At 69.9% G+C, this 20133-nt stretch carries 21 protein-coding genes; 6 read left to right on the top strand and 15 right to left on the bottom strand.

Going from position 1 to position 20133, the window contains the following annotated elements; genetic code table 11:
• Nucleotides 1-130: 130 nt before the first annotated feature.
• Entirely contained in the window at nucleotides 131-1501 is a 1371-nt protein-coding gene (locus tag ACIBG8_RS48320) for a cystathionine beta-synthase (protein WP_397350082.1), read from the top strand.
• Between the two features lie 365 nt (nucleotides 1502-1866).
• Here ACIBG8_RS48320 and ACIBG8_RS48315 read toward each other — a convergent pair whose 3' ends face one another.
• On the bottom strand, nucleotides 1867-3006 hold the full coding sequence (locus ACIBG8_RS48315) for a sensor histidine kinase (RefSeq protein WP_397350081.1): 1140 nt from the start codon (nucleotides 3004-3006) through the stop codon (nucleotides 1867-1869).
• A gap of 166 nt (nucleotides 3007-3172) precedes the next feature.
• Here ACIBG8_RS48315 and ACIBG8_RS48310 point away from each other — a divergent pair, with 166 nt between their 5' ends.
• Both ACIBG8_RS48310 and ACIBG8_RS48305 read left to right on the top strand, forming a co-directional pair.
• Entirely contained in the window at nucleotides 3173-3355 is a 183-nt protein-coding gene (locus ACIBG8_RS48310; protein WP_397350080.1) for a hypothetical protein, read from the top strand.
• Between the two features lie 244 nt (nucleotides 3356-3599).
• The gene (locus ACIBG8_RS48305) at nucleotides 3600-4739 is read left to right on the top strand and encodes a cystathionine gamma-synthase (RefSeq protein ID WP_397350079.1); all 1140 of its coding nucleotides are present in this window, start codon (nucleotides 3600-3602) and stop codon (nucleotides 4737-4739) included.
• Here ACIBG8_RS48305 and ACIBG8_RS48300 read toward each other — a convergent pair.
• The gene (locus ACIBG8_RS48300) at nucleotides 4736-5164 is read right to left on the bottom strand and encodes a hypothetical protein (protein WP_397350078.1); all 429 of its coding nucleotides are present in this window, start codon (nucleotides 5162-5164) and stop codon (nucleotides 4736-4738) included. The genes ACIBG8_RS48305 and ACIBG8_RS48300 overlap by 4 nt on opposite strands.
• Before the next feature lie 49 nt (nucleotides 5165-5213).
• Nucleotides 5214-5339 (bottom strand): hypothetical protein, encoded by a 126-nt coding sequence (locus tag ACIBG8_RS48295; RefSeq protein ID WP_397350077.1) that lies wholly within the window; start codon nucleotides 5337-5339, stop codon nucleotides 5214-5216.
• Nucleotides 5340-5489: 150 nt separating this feature from the next.
• On the opposite strand from ACIBG8_RS48295, the gene ACIBG8_RS48290 reads away from it, so the two are divergent.
• Complete coding sequence (locus ACIBG8_RS48290) at nucleotides 5490-5912, top strand: DUF6292 family protein (RefSeq protein WP_397350076.1); 423 nt, start codon at nucleotides 5490-5492, stop codon at nucleotides 5910-5912.
• Between the two features lie 49 nt (nucleotides 5913-5961).
• On the opposite strand, the gene ACIBG8_RS48285 is transcribed toward ACIBG8_RS48290, so the two are convergent.
• Genes ACIBG8_RS48285 through ACIBG8_RS48275 form a run of 3 tightly spaced genes read right to left on the bottom strand, consistent with a single transcriptional unit; the run spans nucleotide 5962 to nucleotide 10126 of the window.
• Entirely contained in the window at nucleotides 5962-7932 is a 1971-nt protein-coding gene (locus ACIBG8_RS48285) for a VWA domain-containing protein (RefSeq protein ID WP_397350075.1), read from the bottom strand.
• 21 nt (nucleotides 7933-7953) lie between these two features.
• Complete coding sequence (locus ACIBG8_RS48280) at nucleotides 7954-8655, bottom strand: hypothetical protein (protein ID WP_397350074.1); 702 nt, start codon at nucleotides 8653-8655, stop codon at nucleotides 7954-7956.
• 58 nt (nucleotides 8656-8713) lie between these two features.
• Nucleotides 8714-10126: a sigma 54-interacting transcriptional regulator gene (locus tag ACIBG8_RS48275; RefSeq protein WP_397350073.1), complete on the bottom strand. Its 1413-nt coding sequence runs from the start codon at nucleotides 10124-10126 to the stop codon at nucleotides 8714-8716.
• A 120-nt stretch (nucleotides 10127-10246) separates the two neighbouring features.
• Here ACIBG8_RS48275 and ACIBG8_RS48270 point away from each other — a divergent pair, with 120 nt between their 5' ends.
• Entirely contained in the window at nucleotides 10247-11410 is a 1164-nt protein-coding gene (locus tag ACIBG8_RS48270; RefSeq protein ID WP_397350466.1) for an FIST N-terminal domain-containing protein, read from the top strand.
• On the top strand, nucleotides 11407-12384 hold the full coding sequence (locus tag ACIBG8_RS48265; RefSeq protein WP_397350072.1) for an ROK family protein: 978 nt from the start codon (nucleotides 11407-11409) through the stop codon (nucleotides 12382-12384). The genes ACIBG8_RS48270 and ACIBG8_RS48265 overlap by 4 nt, the downstream gene beginning before the upstream one ends.
• On the opposite strand, the gene ACIBG8_RS48260 is transcribed toward ACIBG8_RS48265, so the two are convergent.
• From ACIBG8_RS48260 to ACIBG8_RS48220, 9 genes are read right to left on the bottom strand one after another with little or no spacing between them, the layout of a single operon-like run.
• Entirely contained in the window at nucleotides 12349-13185 is an 837-nt protein-coding gene (locus ACIBG8_RS48260; RefSeq protein ID WP_397350071.1) for a hypothetical protein, read from the bottom strand. The two genes, ACIBG8_RS48265 and ACIBG8_RS48260, sit on opposite strands and share 36 nt — an antisense overlap.
• 40 nt (nucleotides 13186-13225) lie before the next feature.
• A complete protein-coding gene (locus tag ACIBG8_RS48255) occupies nucleotides 13226-14077 on the bottom strand; it encodes a hypothetical protein (protein WP_397350070.1) in 852 nt (283 codons plus the stop codon).
• The gene (locus ACIBG8_RS48250; protein WP_397350069.1) at nucleotides 14074-14946 is read right to left on the bottom strand and encodes a hypothetical protein; all 873 of its coding nucleotides are present in this window, start codon (nucleotides 14944-14946) and stop codon (nucleotides 14074-14076) included. Before ACIBG8_RS48250 ends, ACIBG8_RS48255 begins: the two co-directional genes overlap by 4 nt.
• 8 nt (nucleotides 14947-14954) lie before the next feature.
• Nucleotides 14955-16130, bottom strand: coding sequence for an ABC transporter permease (locus tag ACIBG8_RS48245; RefSeq protein ID WP_397350068.1), 1176 nt, complete (start codon nucleotides 16128-16130; stop codon nucleotides 14955-14957).
• A 4-nt stretch (nucleotides 16131-16134) separates the two neighbouring features.
• Nucleotides 16135-16809, bottom strand: coding sequence for an ABC transporter ATP-binding protein (locus ACIBG8_RS48240; RefSeq protein ID WP_397350067.1), 675 nt, complete (start codon nucleotides 16807-16809; stop codon nucleotides 16135-16137).
• Entirely contained in the window at nucleotides 16802-18514 is a 1713-nt protein-coding gene (locus tag ACIBG8_RS48235) for a peptidoglycan-binding protein (RefSeq protein ID WP_397350066.1), read from the bottom strand. The genes ACIBG8_RS48240 and ACIBG8_RS48235 overlap by 8 nt, the downstream gene beginning before the upstream one ends.
• A 22-nt stretch (nucleotides 18515-18536) precedes the next feature.
• Nucleotides 18537-18854: a hypothetical protein gene (locus tag ACIBG8_RS48230; protein WP_397350065.1), complete on the bottom strand. Its 318-nt coding sequence runs from the start codon at nucleotides 18852-18854 to the stop codon at nucleotides 18537-18539.
• A 51-nt stretch (nucleotides 18855-18905) separates the two neighbouring features.
• Entirely contained in the window at nucleotides 18906-19796 is an 891-nt protein-coding gene (locus ACIBG8_RS48225; protein WP_397350064.1) for a hypothetical protein, read from the bottom strand.
• A complete protein-coding gene (locus tag ACIBG8_RS48220) occupies nucleotides 19793-20128 on the bottom strand; it encodes a PadR family transcriptional regulator (RefSeq protein ID WP_397350063.1) in 336 nt (111 codons plus the stop codon). Before ACIBG8_RS48220 ends, ACIBG8_RS48225 begins: the two co-directional genes overlap by 4 nt.
• Nucleotides 20129-20133 lie beyond the last annotated feature (5 nt).

Genomic DNA, 20133 nt, shown 5'->3' with positions numbered 1-20133 from the left:
CTAGCGCGCCCCCCTCGTCTTCCAGCGACGGTAGCGTTTGAATCGAAAACTAGCCGAGTCCCGACTACCCCCTCGGGACCACGGCCCATGGCAAGCTGACCAAGCTTCGGCAAAGAAGGTGAACACCTCGGTGCGCGTTTACGATTCCCTGGTCGAGCTGATGGGCAACACTCCGCTCGTCAGACTGCACAAGGTGGCTGCGGGACTGCCCGCCCAGGTGCTCGCGAAGGTTGAATACTTCAACCCTGGCGGTTCCGTGAAGGACAGGATCGCCGTCCGCATGATCGACGCCGCTGAGGCGTCGGGAGCGCTCAGGCCCGGCGGGACGATCGTCGAGCCGACGTCCGGCAACACCGGCGTCGGGCTGGCCATCGTGGCCCAGCAGCGCGGCTACAAGTGCGTCTTCGTGGTGCCGGACAAGGTGGCCCAGGACAAGATTTCGGTGCTCCGCGCCTACGGCGCAGAGGTCGTGGTCTGCCCGACGGCCGTCTCGCCCGACCACCCGGAGTCCTACTACTCGGTCTCCGACCGGCTGGCCCGCGACATCCCGAACGCGTGGAAGCCGGACCAGTACTCCAACGTCCAGAACCCCGAGTCCCACTACCGCTCCACCGGCCCCGAGCTGTGGGAGCAGACAGAGGGGCGCATCACGCACTTCGTCGCAGGAGTCGGGACGGGCGGCACGATCAGCGGGACCGGGCGCTACCTCAAGGAGGTCTCCAACGGGCGCGTGAAGATCATCGGCGCTGACCCCGAGGGGTCGGTCTACTCCGGCGGCAGCGGCCGGCCGTACCTCGTGGAGGGGGTCGGCGAGGACATCTGGCCCGCCACCTACGACACGACGATCTGCGACGAGATCATCGCGGTGTCCGACAAGGACTCGTTCAACATGACACGGCGGCTGGCGCGCGAGGAGGCGCTGCTGGTCGGCGGGTCGTGCGGGATGGCGGCGGTGGCGGCGCTCCGGGTGGCCGCGGCGGCGGGGCCGGACGACGTGGTCGTGGTGCTGCTGCCGGACGGCGGGCGCGGGTACCTGTCGAAGATCTTCAACGACGAGTGGATGGCGGACTACGGCTTCCTGACGTCGAGTTCCGACGAGTCGCTGGTGCGTGACGTGCTGTCGCGCAAGGGGCCTGGGATGCCGTCGTTCGTGCACGCCCACCCGCACGAGACGGTGGGTACGGCTATCGCGATCATGCGGGAGTACTCGGTGTCGCAGCTTCCGGTCATGAAGGAGGAGCCGCCGGTGATGGCGGCCGAGGTGGTCGGGTCGATCGTGGAGCGGGATCTGCTGGAGGCGCTGTATCGGGGGCGGGTCTCTTCCGAGGACTCGATCGCGGATCACATGTCGCTGCCGTTGCCGATGATCGGTGCGGGGGAGCCGGTGGCGCGGGCGGTGGAGGCGCTGGAGAAGGCGGACGCGGCGGTGGTGCTGGAGGACGGCAAGCCCGCCGGGCTCCTCACGCGGCAGGACCTCCTGGCCTTCCTCGCCAACCACTGACGTACGGCTTTCGCGGGTGACCACCCACGGTCACCCGCGACGACCCGCGACCCGCGACCCGCGACCCGCGACCCGCGACCCGCGACCCGCGACCCGCGACCCGCGACCCGCGACCCGCGACCCGCGACCCGCGACCCCACGACGCTTCACGATGCTTCACGACGCCCACCACCTCACGACCCCCACCACCTCACGACCCCGTGGGGGCATGATCATCGAGGGGGCCGCGACCCCGTTGGCTTACCGTCTTTTCGCTGCTGACGGTCTCTTTTGGGAGAGCCTTAGGTGGCGGTCGCGTGGCGGGGGCAGCCTCTTTGAGACAGATCCGAGGGGTTGGGGGATGGGCGGGTTTCGGGTGTGTGGGGTCAGAGGGGGAAGTCGGCGGTGACTTCCCAGGCGCCCTCGGGGTTGGGGCCCGCGTAGAGCCTGCCGCCGAGCGCCTCGACGCGCTCAGCCATCCCGACCAGCCCAAAGCCACCCCCAAGCCGCGACACCCGCGGATCGGCGGCGGACCCGAAGTTGCGCACCCGCAACCGCACCCCCCTGTCCACCAGCCTGAGGTCCGCCTCGACCCACCCCGTGCCCGGCGCGTGCCTGCGGACGTTCGTCAGCGACTCCTGCAACACCCGGTGCAACGTGGTCATCACCTCCGGCGGCAGCGTCTGGTCGTCGATCCCGTAGCCGATCTCGAACGCCACCCCGGGCCCGCTCTCCGAGAACCGCTCCGTCAGCAGCCGCAGGTCCCCGAGCGACGTCCCAGGCGTCCGCGCCGCCTCGTCCTCCGCACGCAACACGGTCACCAGCCGCCGCATCGACGTCAGCGCCTCCGCCCCGGCGTTGGCGATCGCGTCGAGGGCGGGCACGACGGCTTCCGGTTTCATCTCGGCGACCGTACGCGCCGCCTGGGCCTGGACGACGATGCCGGTGATGTGGTGCGCCACCAGGTCGTGCAGCTCCCTGGCGAGCTCCAGCCGCTCCGCCCGCCGTACGGAATGGACGGCCTCGGTGCGGCGCTCGGCCAGGAAGCGCAGGTATGCCCCGATGCCCGCCGCCACCGCCCACGCGAAGAACAGCGTGAACGAGAACGCCAGCCCCGAGTTGACGTAGTCGCGCCCGCCGCCGGAGAACATCAGCACGACCATGGCCGCGATGGTGAGGACGACGGCCTTGCGCAGGGGTTCGACGTGGCGCAGGACGCCGATCGTCAGCAGCAGCACCGCCCCCGACTCGGCCATGCCGGGCACGCCGGGGAAGTCGGTGGCGCCGATCAGCACGGACGCCCCGAAGGAGCAGGCCAGGAGGATGGTGAAGCCCTCGACCCGGTAGCGGCGGCGCAGGAACACGGCCACGATGCCGCCGGCGCCGATGATCGGGATCAGGAACTGGGGGCCCTTGATGGTCGTCGCCACGGCCAGGTCGACCATCCACAGCAGGACGAGCCAGCAGATCATGGCGATCTCGCTGAGGCGCCTGACCCAGTAGACGAAGCGTTTGGTGTCCCCCACGGCACCTGAGCCTAAGCCGGAAGTCTGACAAGACATATCAGCCGTTCGGCCGACCTGCCCTGTCATGGACCAGTCCTTTAGCGGAGGTGGCGGGGGTGGTCCGTCGCCGATGCTTGAGGAGTCGGAAGGGAGACGGGGAGAAATGGTCGTTATCGGGTTCGTTCTGTTGGGTGTCGGACTGGTCGTAGGAGTGCTGCTCGCGCTTGCCGACCCCGTGATGCTCTCCCGGATCAACGGGGAGCCGGCGGAGGGCAGCAGTGGCCGCCACATCAACGCGCCTCGGACGGGCGACGCTGACGTGGTGCACCTGCCGCGACGCGACAACCACGGAGAGCCCAAGGCCGCCTGAACATCCGGACTGCGCGGCATGGCGCGAACGTCCGGATCGTCACCACACGCCGGTTGGGGGACCGGCCATGGTGACTGGGGGAAACATCGACCCGTGAACCGCCTGGGGAGGCGGTCTCACGGGTCGATCCGCGTTCATGGCGACGCTCACGCGCCGCGGCTCGGTCGCCTTGAGCCGTCCACTCGCTTCGCTCCCTGCGCTCCTCAGTCCAGAGAACGGCGCTCCCTCGCGATAGCGTGGGAGGATGAGCAACGGTTTCGAGACCCTGGCGATCCATGCAGGCCAGGAGCCTGACCCGCTGACCGGCGCGGTGGTCCCGCCGATCTACGCGACGTCCACCTACAAGCAGGACGGCGTCGGCGGGCTGCGGTCGGGCTACGAGTACAGCAGGTCGGCCAACCCGACGCGGACCGCGCTCGAAGAGGCGCTGGCCGCCGTCGAAGGGGGCGTGCGCGGGCTGGCGTTCGCGTCAGGCCTGGCCGCCGAGGACACCATCCTGCGCACGGTGTGCAAGCCCAACGACCACGTCGTCATCCCCAACGACGCCTACGGTGGCACCTACCGCCTGTTCGCCAAGGTGAACGAGCGCTGGGGCCTGCGTTACGACCCGGCGCCGCTGGGCGACATCGACGCGGTCGCCGCGGCGGTGACGCAGAAGACGAAGATCATCTGGGTGGAGACGCCGACCAACCCGCTGCTCGGCATCGCCGACATCGCCGCGCTGGCCGAGCTCGCCCACTCCTGCGGCGCGCTGCTGGTCGTGGACAACACGTTCGCCTCGCCGTACCTGCAGCAGCCCCTCGCGCTGGGGGCCGACATCGTGGTCCACTCCACGACGAAATACGTCGGCGGCCACTCCGACGTGGTCGGTGGCGCGCTGATCGCCCGCGACCAGGGCCTGGCCGACGAGCTGGCCTACCACCAGAACGCCATGGGCGCGGTGGCCGGGCCGTTCGACGCCTGGCTGACGCTGCGCGGGCTCAAGACGCTCGGCGTCCGCATGGACAGGCACTGCGACAACGCCGAGCGCGTCGTCGACCTGCTGCTGGCCCACCCGCGCGTGACCGAGGTGCTCTACCCGGGCCTGCCTGAGCACGCCGGGCACGAGGTGGCGGCCAAGCAGATGAAGCGGTTCGGCGGCATGGTGTCGTTCCGCGTCGAGGGCGGCGAGCAGGCCGCTGTCGACGTGTGCAACAGGGCCAAGCTGTTCACGCTGGGGGAGTCGCTCGGCGGCGTCGAGTCCCTGATCGAGCACCCGGGGCGGATGACGCACGCTTCCGCTGCCGGGTCACCGCTGGAGGTGCCGGCCGACCTGGTGCGCCTGTCCGTCGGCATCGAGACGGTCGACGACCTCCTCGAGGACCTGACGCAGGCGCTCGGCTAGGGCTGCGGGAAGACCATCAGGGCCAGGATCACCAGCCAGATGAGGGCGACCAGGCCGCCCAGCGCGGCGATCCGGCCGTTCTGGACCTTCGCGTCGTCGTCCGGGGACTCCGAGGAGAGCACCCGGACGGCGGTGCGCAGGTCGCGGTCCATGATGACGAGCAGCACCACGGCCACGATGAACAGCGTCATCGACGCCGTCATGTACCACTTGCCGAGGACGCCGAGCGAGCCGCCCAGCCACAGGCCGAAGACCAGCACGCCGAGCGAGCCGATGCTGTAGATGCGGGTCATGCGCTGGAGGTTCTCCAGCACGGGGACGTTCTTGGTGCGGATGGCACGCGGCGCGGCCGAAGTGACGGCGGTGAGCGGGCCGAGCGCGAAGATGGCGAAGCCTATGTGGAGCCAGAGCAGGAAGGTCGACATGCCGGAGAGATTAGCCCCCCGGTGATCTCCCCGGGAGGCCGACACTCATTTACTCGGCGCTCTGAACCTCGGGCTCCTCCTCTTCGAAGGCGTCCTCGGAGGAGCTGCGCATGCAGAGCTCGAACGCGGCGACCGTGGCAACCATCAGGACGACCAAGAGCACCATTGCGATCATCAGGCTCCCCTCCTTCCCGAAGCGCTTCCCCGTAGCGCGGACAAATATCGTCCGTAATGACTAGACGCTGGTGCAACGGAATAAGTTCGCCGCAGGTATGGTTTGTAGTTCTCTACTTTCGTTACCAGCGCGCCACAAGGGGGTGTCGTCGTGGCCATCAGGCACGTCGAGCCATACAGCGACGAGTGGCTTCGGCAGCCGGTCAGCTACGTCCAGCAGGTAGTCGAACAGCTCGCCGGCCAGGTCGCCGACTGGTGGGAGGGTCCGTGCGACCCTCGTGACGCCACCGTCCTGCTGTCCGACGGCAACGCGCTGGTGTGGGACGAAGAGAGCGGCTGGCGTCTCGGGCTGCTCGTTTCCGGCGTTCGTGGCGAGCACGTGGAGCTCTCGGACGCCCGCTATCTGAACGGCGGGCTGCTGCCCAAGCCGGAGCGCGTGCCGGATCTGCTGACCGACGCCCGCGCGGGGATCGGCGCCAGCTCGGCCTGGCGTCCGTGCTACCGCTCGCACCGCAACTGCCGCGACGGCTTCGACGTCGCCCTCGACTTCTACATCGGCCTCGTCGACGCCTAGAGGCAACACCTGGAGGGAAGACCTCCCTGGGCTGAGAGTTGGGGGGCTTTCAGCGGGCGCGTCTGACGCGGAGGAAGTCGCTGACCACGTACTCGCCGAGCTTCTCCGCGTCCGGGGCGAACACGCGGCCGCCGTTGCGCCTGGCCACCTCGTCGACGAACTCCTTGAGCCGATCGTCCCCCGCGAGCATGAAGATGTTGATCGTGGCCCTCCGCCTGGTCATCTTGTCGACCTCGGCCAGCGTCAGCTCCAGCGTCTCGTGCGACGGCGGCCACTCGAAGGCGGAGCGGCCGTTGCGCAGCAGGTGGGCCGTCGGCTCACCGTCGGTGACCACCAGGACGACGGGTTCGAAGTCCGGGTGCCTGTCGAGGTGCCGCCCGGCGATGAGCAGCGCGTGGTGCAGGTTCGTCCCCTGGACCATGTCCCAGTCGAGCCCCGCGAGCTCGTCCGGCTGCAGCACCCTGGCGTAGTTGGAGAACCCCACGATCTGCACCGCGTCCTGCGGGAACTTGGACGCCACCAGCGCCTGCAGCGCGAGCGCGGTCTGCTTGGCCGCCGCCCAGGTGCCGCGCAGGGCCATCGAGTACGACAGGTCGACCAGCAGGCACACCGCTGCCGCGCTGCGCCGTTCCGTCTCCGCCACCTCGAAGTCGTCCACCGACAGCCGCACGCCCTTGCGCGGGCCCGGCCGGTCGAGGGTCGTGGCTGCGCTGTTGCGCACGCCGTTGACCAGCGTACGGACCACGTCGATGGGCTGCTCGTCACCGAACCGCCACGGCCGCGACGAGCCGGTCAGCTCGCCCGCCGCCCCCGCGTCGTGCTGGTCGTGGTCCCCCCTGCGCCCGGCGTCGAGCGAGGAGAACACCCGGCGCAGCGCCGTCTCCCCGAGCCTGCGCACCGCCTTGGGGGTGAGCTCCAGCTTGCCCCTGCGCCGCAGCAGGTAGCCCTGCTCCTCCAGCTCCCGCTCGATGCGCTTGAGCGCCTCCAGGTCGTCCACGGCCGAGCGCCCGAGTGCCCGCCGTACGGCCGCCTCGTCGATGTCGTCGAGGCGCGCGCCCGGGTAGTCCTGGCGCAGGGCGGATTCGAGCTGGCTGAGGTTGGCCAGCTCCTCCAGCGCGGTGACGGCGTCGCCCATGCCCATGGGCTCCTCGCCGGTCAGCCGTTCCGGGGTGCCCCAGGCCAGGTCGGGACGGCGGGCGTAGAGGGCGTCGCCGAGCCGCCGCATCTGCTCCGACAGCCCGGCCTGGTCGAGCGTCTGGTTGATGAGGTTGCCGAGCTCCTCGCGCTGGCGCGGCGTGAGCGAGGCGAGCATGCGCTGGGTGGCGGCTGCCCGCCGGGCGAGGATGTCGACGAGCTCTTCGAGGTTGCGTGGCTTCTCGGGGAACATCTCCCCGTAAGAAGCCATGAACGCGTCGAAGTCGGCCTGGGTGTGTTCGCCGCGCGCGTCCTTCTCCAGCATGTCGTTGAGCGCGGCCATCATCTCCCTGACCCGCTCCATCGCGGCAGGGTCCGGGTTGGCCAGGGCGTCGCGCATGCCCCTGAACTGGCTGTCGAGCACCTCGCGGCGCAGCAGGTCGCGCAGCTCCTCGAAGGTCTGCCTGGCGGCGTCGGAGCGCCACTCGTAGCTGCTCAGCTGCTGGATGGCGCTCGCCGTGTCGTCAGGCAGGGCGTCGAGCTCGGACTCGCGCAGCCGGGCGTCGTCGGACGGGTCGGGGAACAGCTCGGCGCGCTCCTGGCCGATGGCCTTGTCGAGCAGCGCCCGCGCCCGCTCCAGGGTGCCGTCGAGCCTGCCGCTCTCGCGTAGCTCGCGGCGGCGGCGCCGTACCTCTTTGAGCATGTCGTCGAGGCCGCGGCGGTCCTGGGCGCCGGGGAGGCCGCGTTTGAGCAGGTCGCGCAGCGCGTGGACGGGCGTAGAGCCAGAGAGGATCGCGTCCCCCATCTCGTCCAGGGCGGCACGTACGTCGTAAGGAGGTGCAAGGGGGTCGGGACCGTCGTGATACTCCCCATACCGGTAGCCCATCCCCCCACGCTACCTCGCCGATCACGCGTCGCCGAAGACTTCCCAGACGCTGAGAAGCTGATTGCTGAACGGGTTGTAGTGGACCACGGCGAGCGAGGGGTGCTTGAGCACGCGGGAGAAGTCCTTGTTGGTACAGCCCTTGGTGCCCAGGCCGTCGTCGTCGGCGTTGACGGGCTTCCCGCTGAGCCAGCCGTCCGAGCACTTCGCGGTGACCCGGTTGAAGGTCAGCTGCCAGTTGTAGGAGAGGTCGCGACCCTTGAGCGCGATCGTGTCGGCGTCGACCCGCTTGATCACGCCCTTGGCGGTCTTGGTGTAGTACTTCGCCGGGAGGAACTCGTTGACCTTGGTCGCCTTGCCGCCGTTGTAGACGACGCGGACCGGCGTCGGCTGGAGCGTCAGCGCGAAGTCGAGGTCGGACGGCGCGCACCTGGTCTTGCCCAGACCGCGCGAGTCGAGCGCCAGCCGTCCCTCGGTCTCCTTGAGGTCGCACGCGACCGTGAGCCGCCGGTAGTCGGCGCCGCTGTAGTCGAGCTTGAGCTCCTTGGCGCCCGCCAGCGCCTTCAGCGCGTAGCGCGGGATGTTCTGCTTCGTGACCAGCGTCGCCGTCACCGGCGTGATGCGCATGGCGCCCTGGCCGTCGAGCCAGGCGTAGCCGTACACCGTGGTCGACGTGGGTGTGGTGATGCCGCCGAGGACGAGTGCGGCGGTGAGCAGTGCGTGCATTGGGCGGTCTCCCCCGAGAAGGTCTTGTCAGGTTGGACGCGGGAGACCGCCGATTTGTTTACGTCCGATACACCGCTGTGCCGTCGAGGTCGTCCTTCGACAGCCGCCGCATCAGGTACAGCCCTTCGAGCGCGAACTCCAGGGCCGCCGCCGCGTGGCCGGGGGACTCCTCCTCGATGCCCAGCCGCGACATGATCTTGGACAGTCCGTTGACAGGCCCGATCCTGCGCAGCAGCTCGGCGGCGGGAACCAGTTCCCCGGACTCCACCTGGCTGCCCTCGGCGAACCTGTCGGTGAGCGGCGCGAGGTCCTGCCCGCCGAGCCTGCCGCGGAACGTCTCGGCCGTGGCCCTGCGCAGCAGGTGGGCCAGGATCTCGGTCTCCCTGCCCTCCTCGCTGACCTCGAACTCCACCTTCCCGCGCAGGCTGTGGACGACGGAGGCGAGGTCGCACACGCGGGTGACCGCGCGCTCCTCACCCGTCAGAGCAGCCCTGCGTACGGCGGAGGCCGAGGCGGTCTCGGCGGCCGCGATGGAGAACCGGGCGGACACCCCGGACCGCGCGTCCACGGCGGTGGACTCGCGGACGAGCCTGGTGAACCTGGCGATCACCTCGACCAGGTGCTCGGGGATGTCGGCGCCGATGTCGGGCGTGATCTCCTGCTTGATGAGGACCAGCTCGTCCTCGATCGTGCGCGGGTAGTGGGTGCGGATCTCCGCGCCGAACCGGTCCTTGAGCGGCGTGATGATCCGCCCGCGGTTGGTGTAGTCCTCCGGGTTGGCGCTGGCGATGAGCAGCACGTCGAGAGGGAGGCGCAGGTTGTAGCCGCGCACCTGGATGTCGCGCTCCTCCAGGACGTTGAGCAGCGAGACCTGGATGCGTTCCGCCAGGTCGGGCAGCTCGTTGACGGAGAAGATGCCGCGGTTGGTGCGCGGGACGAGGCCGTAGTGGACGGTTTCCGGGTCGCCGAGCGTGCGCCCCTCGGCGATCTTGATCGGGTCGACGTCGCCGATCAGGTCACCGACCGAGGTGTCCGGGGTCGCGAGCTTCTCGCCGTAGCGCTCGTCGCGGTGCTTCCACGCCACCGGTAGATCTTCCGACATTTCCTTGGAAAGTCGGACGCAGCGGGCGCAGACGGGCGCATAGGGATGGTCGTTGATCTCGCAGCCCTCGATGACCGGAGTCCACTCGTCGAGAAGCTGGGTGACGGTACGGATGAGCCGGGTCTTGCCCTGGCCGCGCTCACCGAGGAGGACCAGGTCATGCCCGGCCAGTAACGCGCGTTCGAGGTGAGGCAGGACCGAGTCTTCGAAGCCCACGATGCCTGGAAAGCGCGGCTCACCTGCCCGCAGCTTGGCCAGCAGGTTCTCGCGGACCTCTTGCTTGACGGTGCGATGAACGTGGCCGCTCTCTCGCAACTCGCGGAGAATACGAGGCTGATGCACGGGATCGAGACTACGTCCTTCCCCCATGAACGCGCATTCCGGATCTTGACTATTGTGTGGCGCTTGATGCGCGTGCTTGTGGCTCCAGTGGGGAGAATCGGGCCTAGGGAACTATTCATGTCAAGGGAGGCGAGACGCGTGGCACTGTTGACGAGCCGCTTCGCCGATGGCCTCGCCGTGGGATCTGACCTGGTCGCGGACGCGGAGACCGCGGTGCGCCAGGCCATGTCGCGCCTCAGCGGCCCGCCCGACCTGGTCTGCTTCTTCGTCTGCGGGGACGACCCGGACGACGTCGCCATGGCGGGCATGCGGGCCATGGCGCTCGCGCCCGGCGCGCACGTGATCGGCTGCAGTGCCACCGGCGTGATCGGCGACGGGCAGGGCGTCGAGCTCACCCCGTCGGTCAGCGCCTGGGCGGCCACCCTCGACGGGGCAAAGCTCACCACGTTCGCCCTGGAGACGCTGACGGCCGAAGACCGCTTCGTGGTCATCGGGCTGCCGGAGCGCGGCCAGGACGACCACGTGGCCATCCTGCTGGCCGACCCCTACAGCTTCCCCACCGACGCCTTCGTCGAGCGTTCCGCCGACGTCCTGGGCGACCTGCCGCTGATCGGCGGGCTGGCCAACGGGCTGCACGGCAGGGGTTCGGTGCGGCTGTTCGCCGACGGGGAGATCTACAGCGAGGGCGCGATCGGCGTCATGCTCAGCGGAGCCGTACACGTCAGCACGGTCGTCAGCCAGGGGTGCAGGCCGATCGGCCCGACGATGGCGGTGACCCGCTCCGAGGACAACCTGCTGCTGGAGCTGGCCGGGCAGCCGGCGCTCGCCAGGCTGGAGGAGATCGTCAGCGAGCTCGACGAGGACGACCGCGAGCTGGTCGCCTCGGGGCTGCAGATCGGCGTGGCGATGAACGAGTACGCCGAGCGCCACGAGCGCGGCGACTTCCTCATCAGGGGCGTGCTCGGCATCGACCCGGACCGCGAGGGTGTGGCCATCGGCGACGTCGTCGAGGTCGGCAGGACCGTACGGTTCCAGGTGCGTGACGCGGCGACGGCGGACGAGGACCTCTACGACCTGCTCGACGCCCACCGCGAGGAGCTGGGCCGCATCGACGGCGCGCTGCTGTTCTCCTGCAACGGCCGGGGTTCCGCGATGTTCGGCACAGCCGACCACGACGCGGTCGCGCTGCGCGACACGCTGGGTCCGATCGGCGTGGCGGGGTTCTTCGCCGCGGGTGAGGTCGGGCCGGTCGCCGGGGTGAACCACGTGCACGGCTTCACGGCTTCTGTGCTGATATTTTCCAGCAGGTGATCCTCGCCATCGACATCGGCGGCACCAAGCTGGCCGCCGGACTGGTCTCCGACGACGGCGCCCTGGTGACCTCCCGCCGCGTGGCCACCCCGCAGAGCGGCGACGCCGAAGATCTGTGGACGGCGCTGACGGACCTGATCGAGCCGCTCGCCGCCGGGGTCGACGGGGTCGGCGTCGGCTGTGGCGGGCCGATGGTGTGGCCCTCCGGTGAGGTCTCGCCGCTCAACATCCCCGCGTGGCGCGGCTTTCCCGTGCGTTCCCGGCTCCAGGCCCTCTTTCCCGGCCTGCCCGTACGGTTGCACAACGACGCGATCTGCGTGGCGGCTGCCGAGCACTGGCGGGGCGCGGGCCAGGGGAGCGCGAACATGCTCGGCATGGTCGTGTCCACAGGGGTGGGCGGCGGGCTCATCCTGGGCGACAGGCTGATTGACGGCGGCACGGGGAACGCGGGACACATCGGGCACGTGATCGTGGAGCCCGGTGGGGTGCCGTGCGGGTGCGGCGGGCGCGGCTGCCTGGAGGCGGTGGCGCGCGGGCCGGGGCTGGTGGAATGGGCGCTGGCCCACGGCTGGACCCCGGGCGAGCGGACCTCGTCCGAGGCCCGGCCGTACAGGGAGGATCGGGAGGTCACGGCGCGGGACCTGGCCGCCGACGCCCGCGCGGGCGACGCGGTCGCGACGGCGGCCATGCGGCGGGCGGGACGGGCGCTGGGGATCGCGATCGCCTCGGCCACCCACCTGTGCGACCTCGACGTCGTCACCATCGGCGGTGGCCTCGCGCAGACCGGCGACCTGCTGTTCGACCCGCTGGAGGAGGCGCTGCGCGAGCACGCCAGGATGGACTTCGCCAAGCGCGTGAAGGTCGTGCCCGCCGCGCTCGGCCAGGACGCCGGGCTGGTCGGCGGAGCCGCCCTCATCCTGGCCGAGGAGCGTTACTGGCTAGGACATCCCCCAGTCGGCGTCGAACGCCGCTGACGCCGCCGTCCGCTTCGGCGACAGGACGGGGAAGAAGTCCTTGCCGCACTCCAGGTCGGCCAGGGCGGCCTTGACCTCGCGGTTCAGGTAGGGCCTGGCCTCCGCCGGGGTGAAGCTCGGCCACCAGTTCTCGGCCTTGGACTTGGGGTGCTCCTTCCTGCCGAGGGCGAACAGCTCGTCGTAGAACGGCTTTTGTGCCTGCTCGCCGATCGCGGACGGCTTGGCCGAGTCGACGCGGACGCCCTGGGATTTGAGGCAGTCCGCGTACTTCTGGGCGAGGGGGACCAGCTCGGGGTCGGAGTCCAACCGGCTGAGCACGGTGGTCTCGTAGGCCTTGGCGTATTTCGCGTAGTAGTCGTCGAAGCTCTTCACGTCCTTGCCGAAGATCTGCTTGGTCGCCTGGGAGAAACAGGCGTCGCGCGCCTTCCTGTAGGCGCCCTGCTGGGCGGCCGAGAGGGCCCTGACGTTCCTGTCGTTGGGGTTCTCCGCGCCGGTGTCCAGGCCGCCGGCCTTCTCGTCCTTGGGATAGACGAGAGCGGAGAAGATCATGAAGCCATATTTCGTGCGATGGGTCTTCATCGCCGCGTAGTCACCGGCGGCGCGCTTGCCATCGGGGTCGCTCGAGATACGGGTGCGCGGCGTGGAGACGTAGGTGAACCCGCTCGCCTTCATGCAGTCGGCGATCGAGCTCTCCCGTAACTGCTCCTTGCCCGCGGTAACCGGTTGCGCGGCCTGGCCCGTGGTGGCGGCGCATCCCCCGAGGAACATCACCAGTGCACAGGACGCCAGCGTTCGTGTCATCACACGGATATCTCGCCACTCGACCGCTTTCCAGTTCGCGCTATCCCATTCCGTACTCCGCGCCCGCGCGGTCGTGGAGCTTTCCCTGCTTCGGTATGAAGCTCGCGTAGAAGTCGCGCCCGCAGTCGAGGTCGTCCAGCGCCGCCTTGATCTCCTTGTCCAGGTACGGCTTCGCCTCGGCCGGAGTCAGTTGCGGAACCGCGAAGGAGCCCTCCTCCAGCTTCTTCGTCGAGCCCTGCTGCTTCTGGCCCAGCTCGCTCGACTCCTGTTCCACCTGCTTCCTGCCGCGCTCGGCCAGGTCCGTGGGGCGCAATGAGGTCACCTTGTAGCCCTTGGCCTTGAGGCAGTCGCCGAACGTGCGGCCCAGCTCCACGAGGTGCTGGTCGCCGTCGAGCTCCCGCTCGGCCAGCTTCTCGACCAGGTCGGAGTACTGCTTCCAGAACTCCTGCTCGTCCTTGACCGTCTTGCCGTAGACGACCTTGGCCGCCTCGGCGAAGCAGGCGCCCTCCGCCTCGTACCAGGCGGCCTGCTGGGTCCGCGAGAGCTTGGCCGTCAGCTTGTTGTTGGGGCTCTCGAAGACCAGGTCCTCGCCCTGTTCCGACTTGTTGGTGACGAAGGTGATGTAGACGTAGAAGCCGTTCCTGGCGCGGTCGGCCCGCATCGCGGCGTAGTCGCCCTCCGCCTGCTTCTTCTCCCCTTCGGTCGGCTCGCGGCGCTGGATGACCCACGGGATGTACTTGAAGCCCTTGCTCTTCATGCAGTCGGCCTTCATGTTCTCCACGCGCTGCTTCTTGGTCTTGGCCGACTCGCCCGCCGCCGACGGAGCGGGCGCGGGCGGCGCGGCCGTACAGGCGGAGAGCAGGAGGCAGGCGAGGACGAGGACGGCCCTCATTGCGTGGACCCCAGGCCGAATTCGACGCTGACCCGCTTGCTGACCGTCGTCCGCCTGGGCATGAAGGCGGCGTAGAAGTCCTTGCCGCACTCCAGGTCGTCGAGCGCCGCCTTGATCTCCCGCTGCAGGTACGGCCGCGCGTCCTGCTGGGACAACTCGGGCATCATAAACGTGCCCGGATCCATCTTCTCCTTCCTGCCCTGCTGTTTCTGCGCCAGCTCCGTCATCTCCTCCTGGATGGCGTTCCTGCCGCGCTCGTTCAGCTCGGTCGGGCGCAGGGAGGTCACCTTGTAGCCCTTGGACTTGAGGCAGTCGCCGAACTTCTGCGCGAGGTCGACCAGCTCGGCGTCGCCGTCCAGCTCGCGCGAGAGCGCCTTCTTCGACATCTCCCAGTATTGCGACCACAGGTCGGACTCGTCCTTGACGACCTTGTCGTAGACGGTCTTGGCCACCTGGACGTAGCACTCGGTGTTGGCCTTGGTCCAGGCCTTCACCTGGGTCTTGGAGAGCTTGGCGGTGATCTTGTTGTTCGGGTCCTCGATCATGGTCTCCTTCCCCTTCTCGTCCTTCGTGTTGACCATCGAGTAGTACATCCCGAACCCGCGCCGCGACCGCTCCGCCTTCAAGGCCTCGTAGTCCCCCGACGAGGCCTTGAGCTCCTCGTCGGTCACCGGCTCGTCGGGGAAGATCCACGGGATGTAGGTGAAGCCCTTGCCCTTCATGCAGGTGGCCCGCAGGTTCTCCTTGCGCTGCTCCTTGGCCTTAGACGACTCCCCTGTGGGTGGCGGAGAGGCGGCGCTCCGCACCTCGCCGGCCGAGCATCCGGCCACCAGTACGGCCAGGGCCAACCCTGTTGCTGCTCTGCGCATGGGCGCTCCTATCTGAGGGCGTCGACGGGTTCCATCCGCGCGGCGCGGAGGGAGGGGTACAAGCCCGCCAGCAGTCCGACGAGAGCGCCGGCCAGGGGTGCGGTCAGGGCCAGGGTGAGGTCGAGGACGGGCGTCCACTGCTTGGCCGCCGAGATGGCGACGACGGCGACGATGCCGAGGCTGGCGCCGATGACGCCGCCGGTCAGGCCGATGAGCGTGGACTCCAGCAGGAACTGGGCGGCGACGTGCCGCCTGGCCGCGCCCAGCGCGCGGCGCAGGCCGATCTCGGTGATCCGTTCCATGACGGTCACCAGGGTGACGTTGGCGATGCCGACCGCGCCGACGACGAGGGAGACCAGCCCCAGGATGAGGAACAGGCCGTTCACGTCGTCCTGCACACCGTCCCTCGCCTTGGTCGGGGTGGGCGGAGCGATGACCTGGAGGCTGTCGCCGTTGCCGGGACTGAGCGCCGTGGGCGCCTGCCTGGCGATGAGGTCGGCGGCGCCGAGGCTGGTGTTGATGAGGACGCGGGTGACGTCCTTGAGCCCGAACTGCCTGCCGATCGTCGGCGGGACCAGCACGGCCGTGGACAGGTTCCGCTCGCGGCGCAGGTCGCCCAGGATGCCGATCACGGTGTAGGCGCGGTCGCCGATGAAGACGGCGGGAGCCTTGTCCAGGCGGGTGACGCCGAGCATCTCGGCCGCCTGGTCGCCGAGCACGACCACGTGGTCCTTGCGGTCCAGGTGGCCGCGGTCGAAGAAGCGGCCGGCGACCATGCGGCCGCGCGCGGCGTCCGGCAGGCCGGGCGTGGCGGCCAGGACGGTGAGGGTCTGGTCGGTGACCCTGGTCGGGTCGACGAGCCGGTTGGAGCGCACCGACAGGTTGGCCGAGTCCTTGCTCTCGGCGAGCGCGGCGGCCGAGGTGACGCCGCGCAGCCGGGTGACCTCCTCGACGCTGTTCCAGCCGACGAGCGGCACGTCGGCCTCCGGCACCTCGACGGTGATGGCGGTGGCGACGAGCTCGTCGAACCTGCCCACGATCTGGTTGCCCGCCGTCGCGGCCACCCCGAGCGTGATGACCAGCGTGGTGATCCCGAGTACGGTCCCCAGCGTCGTCAGCGCCGAGCGGACCGGGCGGGCCAGCATCGCGGCCAGCGCCTCGTTGCCCAGATCGCGCAGGTACACGGCGCTACTCCTCGGTGAGGACGCCGTCGGTGATGCGGACCCTGCGCTTGGCCCGGGTGCTCACCTCGTCCTCGTGGGTGATGACGACGATGGTCAGCCCCTGCTCGCGCAGCTGGTCGAACAGGTCGAGGACGGCCGCGGTGTTGCGGGAGTCGAGGTTGCCCGTCGGCTCGTCGCACAGCAGCAGGGACGGCTTGCCGAGCAGCGCGCGGGCGATCGCGGCGCGCTGCCGCTCGCCGCCGGACAGGCGGTCGGTCGGGAAGTCGACGCGGTGCCCCATGCCGACCTGGTCGAGCGCCTCCAGTGCCCGCCTCTTGCGCCCTTTGCGATCGTGTCTCGCGTAGATCTCCGCGAGCATGACGTTCTCCACCACGCTGCGGTGGGCCAGCAGGTGGAAGGACTGGAAGACGAAGCCGATCCGGCTGCCGCGCAGCTTGGTGCGGGCGCCGTCCCTGAGCGAGGTGGTCTCGATGCCGTCCAGGCGGTAGGTGCCGCTGGTCGGCCTGTCCAGCAGGCCGATCACGTTGAGCAGCGTCGACTTCCCCGACCCTGACGGGCCGACGATGGCCAGGTAGTCGGCCCACTCCACGCGCAGCGACACGTCCTGAAGGGCGAGCACCGGCGGCTCCGCGGGGAAGGACCTGGAGACCGAGGACAGCTCGATGACGGGTTCACGCACCGCTGACCACCACCCGGTCGCCTTCCTTGAGGTCGCCGGTGACCTGGACGTTCCCGTCCGCGGTCAGCCCGGTGCGCACCTCGACGTCCCGCGTCCTGTCGGTGGACACCTCCACCTGCACGCGCGGCTTGCCGTCCGCCGAGGTGACCACGGCCGCGACCGGCACCACCAGCACCTCGTCGTCCGTCGCGCCCACGGTCACCTTGACCGTGACCGCGGCGCCCGAAAGGCCCTTGAGTCCCTTCATCGACAGCGGCGTGACGATCACCGGCTCCGAGCCCTGCTCGCCGTCGGCCTTCTCACCGGTCGCCGCCCGCGCCTTCGCGCCGAAGGCGGTCAGCGTCGCCGGGTACGTCTTCCCCGACGCGTCCTCGATCGTCGCTGGAAGGCCGTCCTTGAGCAGCTCGGTCTCGGTGGACTGCACCGAGCCGACCACCACGAACGACGAGCTCGTCACGGTTGCCACCTCTGCCTCGATCGTCTCGCCCGGCTTGACCTTGACCTTGTTCACCCGCGCCGGGAGCTGCGACAGGAACACCAGCTCGCCCGGCGGAATCGACGTGCCGAAGGTGCGCATGAACTCGCCCAGCAGCCCCTGGGCCGCCGCCACGTCCTTGCGCGCGTTGGCCACCTTGAGCTTGGCCGGCGACACCTGGCGCGCCTGGCGCAACGCCTGCTCGGCGGACACCACCGCCTCCTGCGCGTCCCGCACCGCCTTGCGCCGCTGCTCCAGCAGCGCCGTACGGGCGATCTTCGCCTCCTCCTGGATGCGGCCGAACGAGCGCCGCGCCGCTTCGAGCTCCTGGCGGGCGTTGGTCACCCGCAGCTCCAGCAGGCGGGTGTCGGCGGACGGCTGCGCCGAGGGCGCCGGCGTGGCCGTCGGGCTCGTGGTGGGCTGTGCCCTGGCCGCGGCCAGCGCCTGTTCGGCCTCCAGCAGCTTCTCCTCGGCGGCGCGCACGGCCGCCTCTGCGGCCTCGTACTTGACCTCGTCCTCCGGGGTGTACTCGCGCGACTCCGCGTCCTCCAGCGCGCCCTCGGCGGCCTTCAGGTCCTTCCTGGCGTTGCTCAGCTTCACCTTCAGCGGCAGCACGTCGCGCCCGGCGTCCAGCGCCTTCTGCTCGGTGACGAGCGTCTCCTGAGCGGTCTGTACGGCCTTGCGCAACGTGTCGAGCGACTGCCGGTCGGCCAGGCTCGGCTTCTGCGCCTCGTACCCCCTGGCCGCGTACCACCTGGTGACGGCGGCCACGGTGGCCTGGTCGAAGACGCCGGTGACCCGGGTGCGCAACCCCCTCTGGAGCTGCTTCACGTCCGGCCCCTTGGCTCCGGGGCCGATCGTGCGGTGCATCGGGATGGCGCCCTTCAGGACGAAGACCGGGCGGCCGTTGACCTCCATCAGCACCGCGCCCTGCTTCACCTTGCCGACGCGCGGCGCCCTGGTCACCCGCTGCGCCTCGCCGGCGCCGCCGACCACCCCGGCGAGCGTCACCGGCAGCGGCGAGCCGTACTCCAGGGTGCCGGCGACGACCACGTTGCTGACCAGCTTGCGCCGCTCCACCGGGGCGGTGACCAGCGACGCCTTCGGCGCCTTGCGCAGCGCCGCCTCGTCGGCGGGCGAGCGCAGCCTGGTGCTCACCCCCCAGCCGATCCCCGCCACGACGACGACACCGGCGACGGTCGCCACCAGGACCCTGCGTGGTGATCTCATCCGGAGCTCTCCTTGTACATGCTCAGCTGTCCGGCAGGCCGTAGTCGGCGTTGACGCGGTGGCTCCTGGACGCGAGCGCGGCGTGGAAGGCCTTGCCGCACTCCAGGTCGGCCTCGGCGTCCGCGATCTCCTTGTCCAGGTACGGCCTGGTCGACGGCGCGCGGAACCCCCTGGCCCTCGGGCAGTCGCCGAAGGGCCCGGCGAGCCCGACGAGCTCCGGGTCACCGTCCAGCGCGGCCTCGCGCGCTCTGCCGCGAAGCAGGCCGGCGTCGTCACGCGCGCCGGGTGTGGCGGAGCAGGCCGTGAGTAATAACAGGCAGAGCAGGGCGCGGGAGGACATCGAAGGTCTCCGTAAATGGGCATGCAGAACAGAACAGGTGGCGCGATGGGCTCAGAGCAGGACGCGCTTGCCCGCCCTGAGGGGCACGGCGGCCGCGGCCATGGTGAGCACGATGACCAGGCCGGCGTGCGCCAGGTCCTGGCGGCTGATCATCTCGATGTTCTCCGCGAGCACGGCTGACGCCGGCAGCAGGTAGATGCCCGCGGCGATGGCCCAGCGCAGGTCGGCGGTGAGATGACCGGCGTACGCGGCCGCGCACAGGAGGGCGGATTCCAGCCCGACCCGCATCACGGCGCTAGGAGTGCCGCCGACGATGTCGAGCCAGGCTGGATCCGCGCCCGCGACCAGCGGCACAGCGAGGATCCACCACCACGAACGACGACGTGGCGGCTCTCTCCGCATGGCCAGCGCCAGCAGGCCGAGGAGGACGAGCAGGTAGGAGGTGATCGGGGCGATCGGACCGCCGCTCCCGTACAGCGCGGGGCCGGAGCTCCACAGGTCGTCGGGGAAGACCGGCAGCAGCGTCCGGTCCAGCCACGGCTGCGCCAGCGCGACGGCGGCCACCTTCACCCCGGTGAGCGCGACCACCGGGAGCGCCGGCCGTACCCGGCCGAGCAGGATGAGCACGAAGCCGGCGGCCGACAACCCCAGCCACAACGGGATCGTCGAGGCGTAGGGGATGAGGACCGCCAGGTTGAACAGGGAGAGCGCGGTCACCGCGAGGTGGATTCCGTCCGCCCAGGCGGGCCCCTGTGCCGCCTGGGTGATCCGGGTGCGTAAGCCGCCGGCCAGCAGCGCGAGCGTCTCCCTGAGCGAGGGGACGGCCCGTCCCGGCTCGGCCGTGTCCAGCAGGACGTCGAGCAGCTCATCGCCGTAGTCGGACCGGTATCCGGTCGGGTAGGCCCGTAACAGCCAGCGGTATCGCCGCTCGAGAGTCGTCATGTGAACAGTGCTCCGAGGATGCGTCTGGTGACCACCGATGCGGCTTGCTGCATGCGCTGGGCCTCGGCCTGGACCATGGCTGAGCCCTCATCGGTGATCCTGAAATATCGGCGCTTGCGGCCGTTCACGACCTCTTCCCGGTCCACGACGATGACCCCGTTGGTCGCGAGCCGGTCGAGCGCCCCGTAGAGGGTGCCGACGGCGAGGGTGATCCTCCCCTGGGACAGATCCACGACGCGTTTGATGATCGCGTGCCCGTGGAGCGGGCCGTCCAGAAGCGCGGCGAGCACGAAATAGGTCTGCTCGCTCAGCCCGGATGATCCCTTAGTCATGGCCG

It is taken from the genome of Nonomuraea sp. NPDC050556, assembly GCF_044457355.1.
Classification (GTDB): Bacteria; Actinomycetota; Actinomycetes; order Streptosporangiales; family Streptosporangiaceae; genus Nonomuraea.
Note: the sequence above shows the minus strand (reverse complement) of the source record. Positions and strands in the feature narration are given on the sequence as shown.

Bases quoted from the DNA above. Each gene is read 5' to 3' on its own strand.
- ACIBG8_RS48275 (WP_397350073.1), bottom strand. From the start codon at position 10,126: ATGGGGGAAGGACGTAGTCTCGATCCCGTGCATCAGCCTCGTATTCTC.
- ACIBG8_RS48220 (WP_397350063.1), bottom strand. From the start codon at position 20,128: ATGACTAAGGGATCATCCGGGCTGAGCGAGCAGACCTATTTCGTGCTC.
- ACIBG8_RS48295 (WP_397350077.1), bottom strand. From the start codon at position 5,339: ATGATCGCAATGGTGCTCTTGGTCGTCCTGATGGTTGCCACGGTCGCC.
- ACIBG8_RS48255 (WP_397350070.1), bottom strand. From the start codon at position 14,077: ATGAGGGCCGTCCTCGTCCTCGCCTGCCTCCTGCTCTCCGCCTGTACG.
- ACIBG8_RS48230 (WP_397350065.1), bottom strand. From the start codon at position 18,854: ATGTCCTCCCGCGCCCTGCTCTGCCTGTTATTACTCACGGCCTGCTCC.
- ACIBG8_RS48225 (WP_397350064.1), bottom strand. From the start codon at position 19,796: ATGACGACTCTCGAGCGGCGATACCGCTGGCTGTTACGGGCCTACCCG.
- ACIBG8_RS48285 (WP_397350075.1), bottom strand. From the start codon at position 7,932: ATGGGCTACCGGTATGGGGAGTATCACGACGGTCCCGACCCCCTTGCA.
- ACIBG8_RS48235 (WP_397350066.1), bottom strand. From the start codon at position 18,514: ATGAGATCACCACGCAGGGTCCTGGTGGCGACCGTCGCCGGTGTCGTC.
- ACIBG8_RS48280 (WP_397350074.1), bottom strand. From the start codon at position 8,655: ATGCACGCACTGCTCACCGCCGCACTCGTCCTCGGCGGCATCACCACA.
- ACIBG8_RS48300 (WP_397350078.1), bottom strand. From the start codon at position 5,164: ATGTCGACCTTCCTGCTCTGGCTCCACATAGGCTTCGCCATCTTCGCG.
- ACIBG8_RS48305 (WP_397350079.1), top strand. From the start codon at position 3,600: ATGAGCAACGGTTTCGAGACCCTGGCGATCCATGCAGGCCAGGAGCCT.
- ACIBG8_RS48250 (WP_397350069.1), bottom strand. From the start codon at position 14,946: ATGCGCAGAGCAGCAACAGGGTTGGCCCTGGCCGTACTGGTGGCCGGA.
- ACIBG8_RS48260 (WP_397350071.1), bottom strand. From the start codon at position 13,185: ATGACACGAACGCTGGCGTCCTGTGCACTGGTGATGTTCCTCGGGGGA.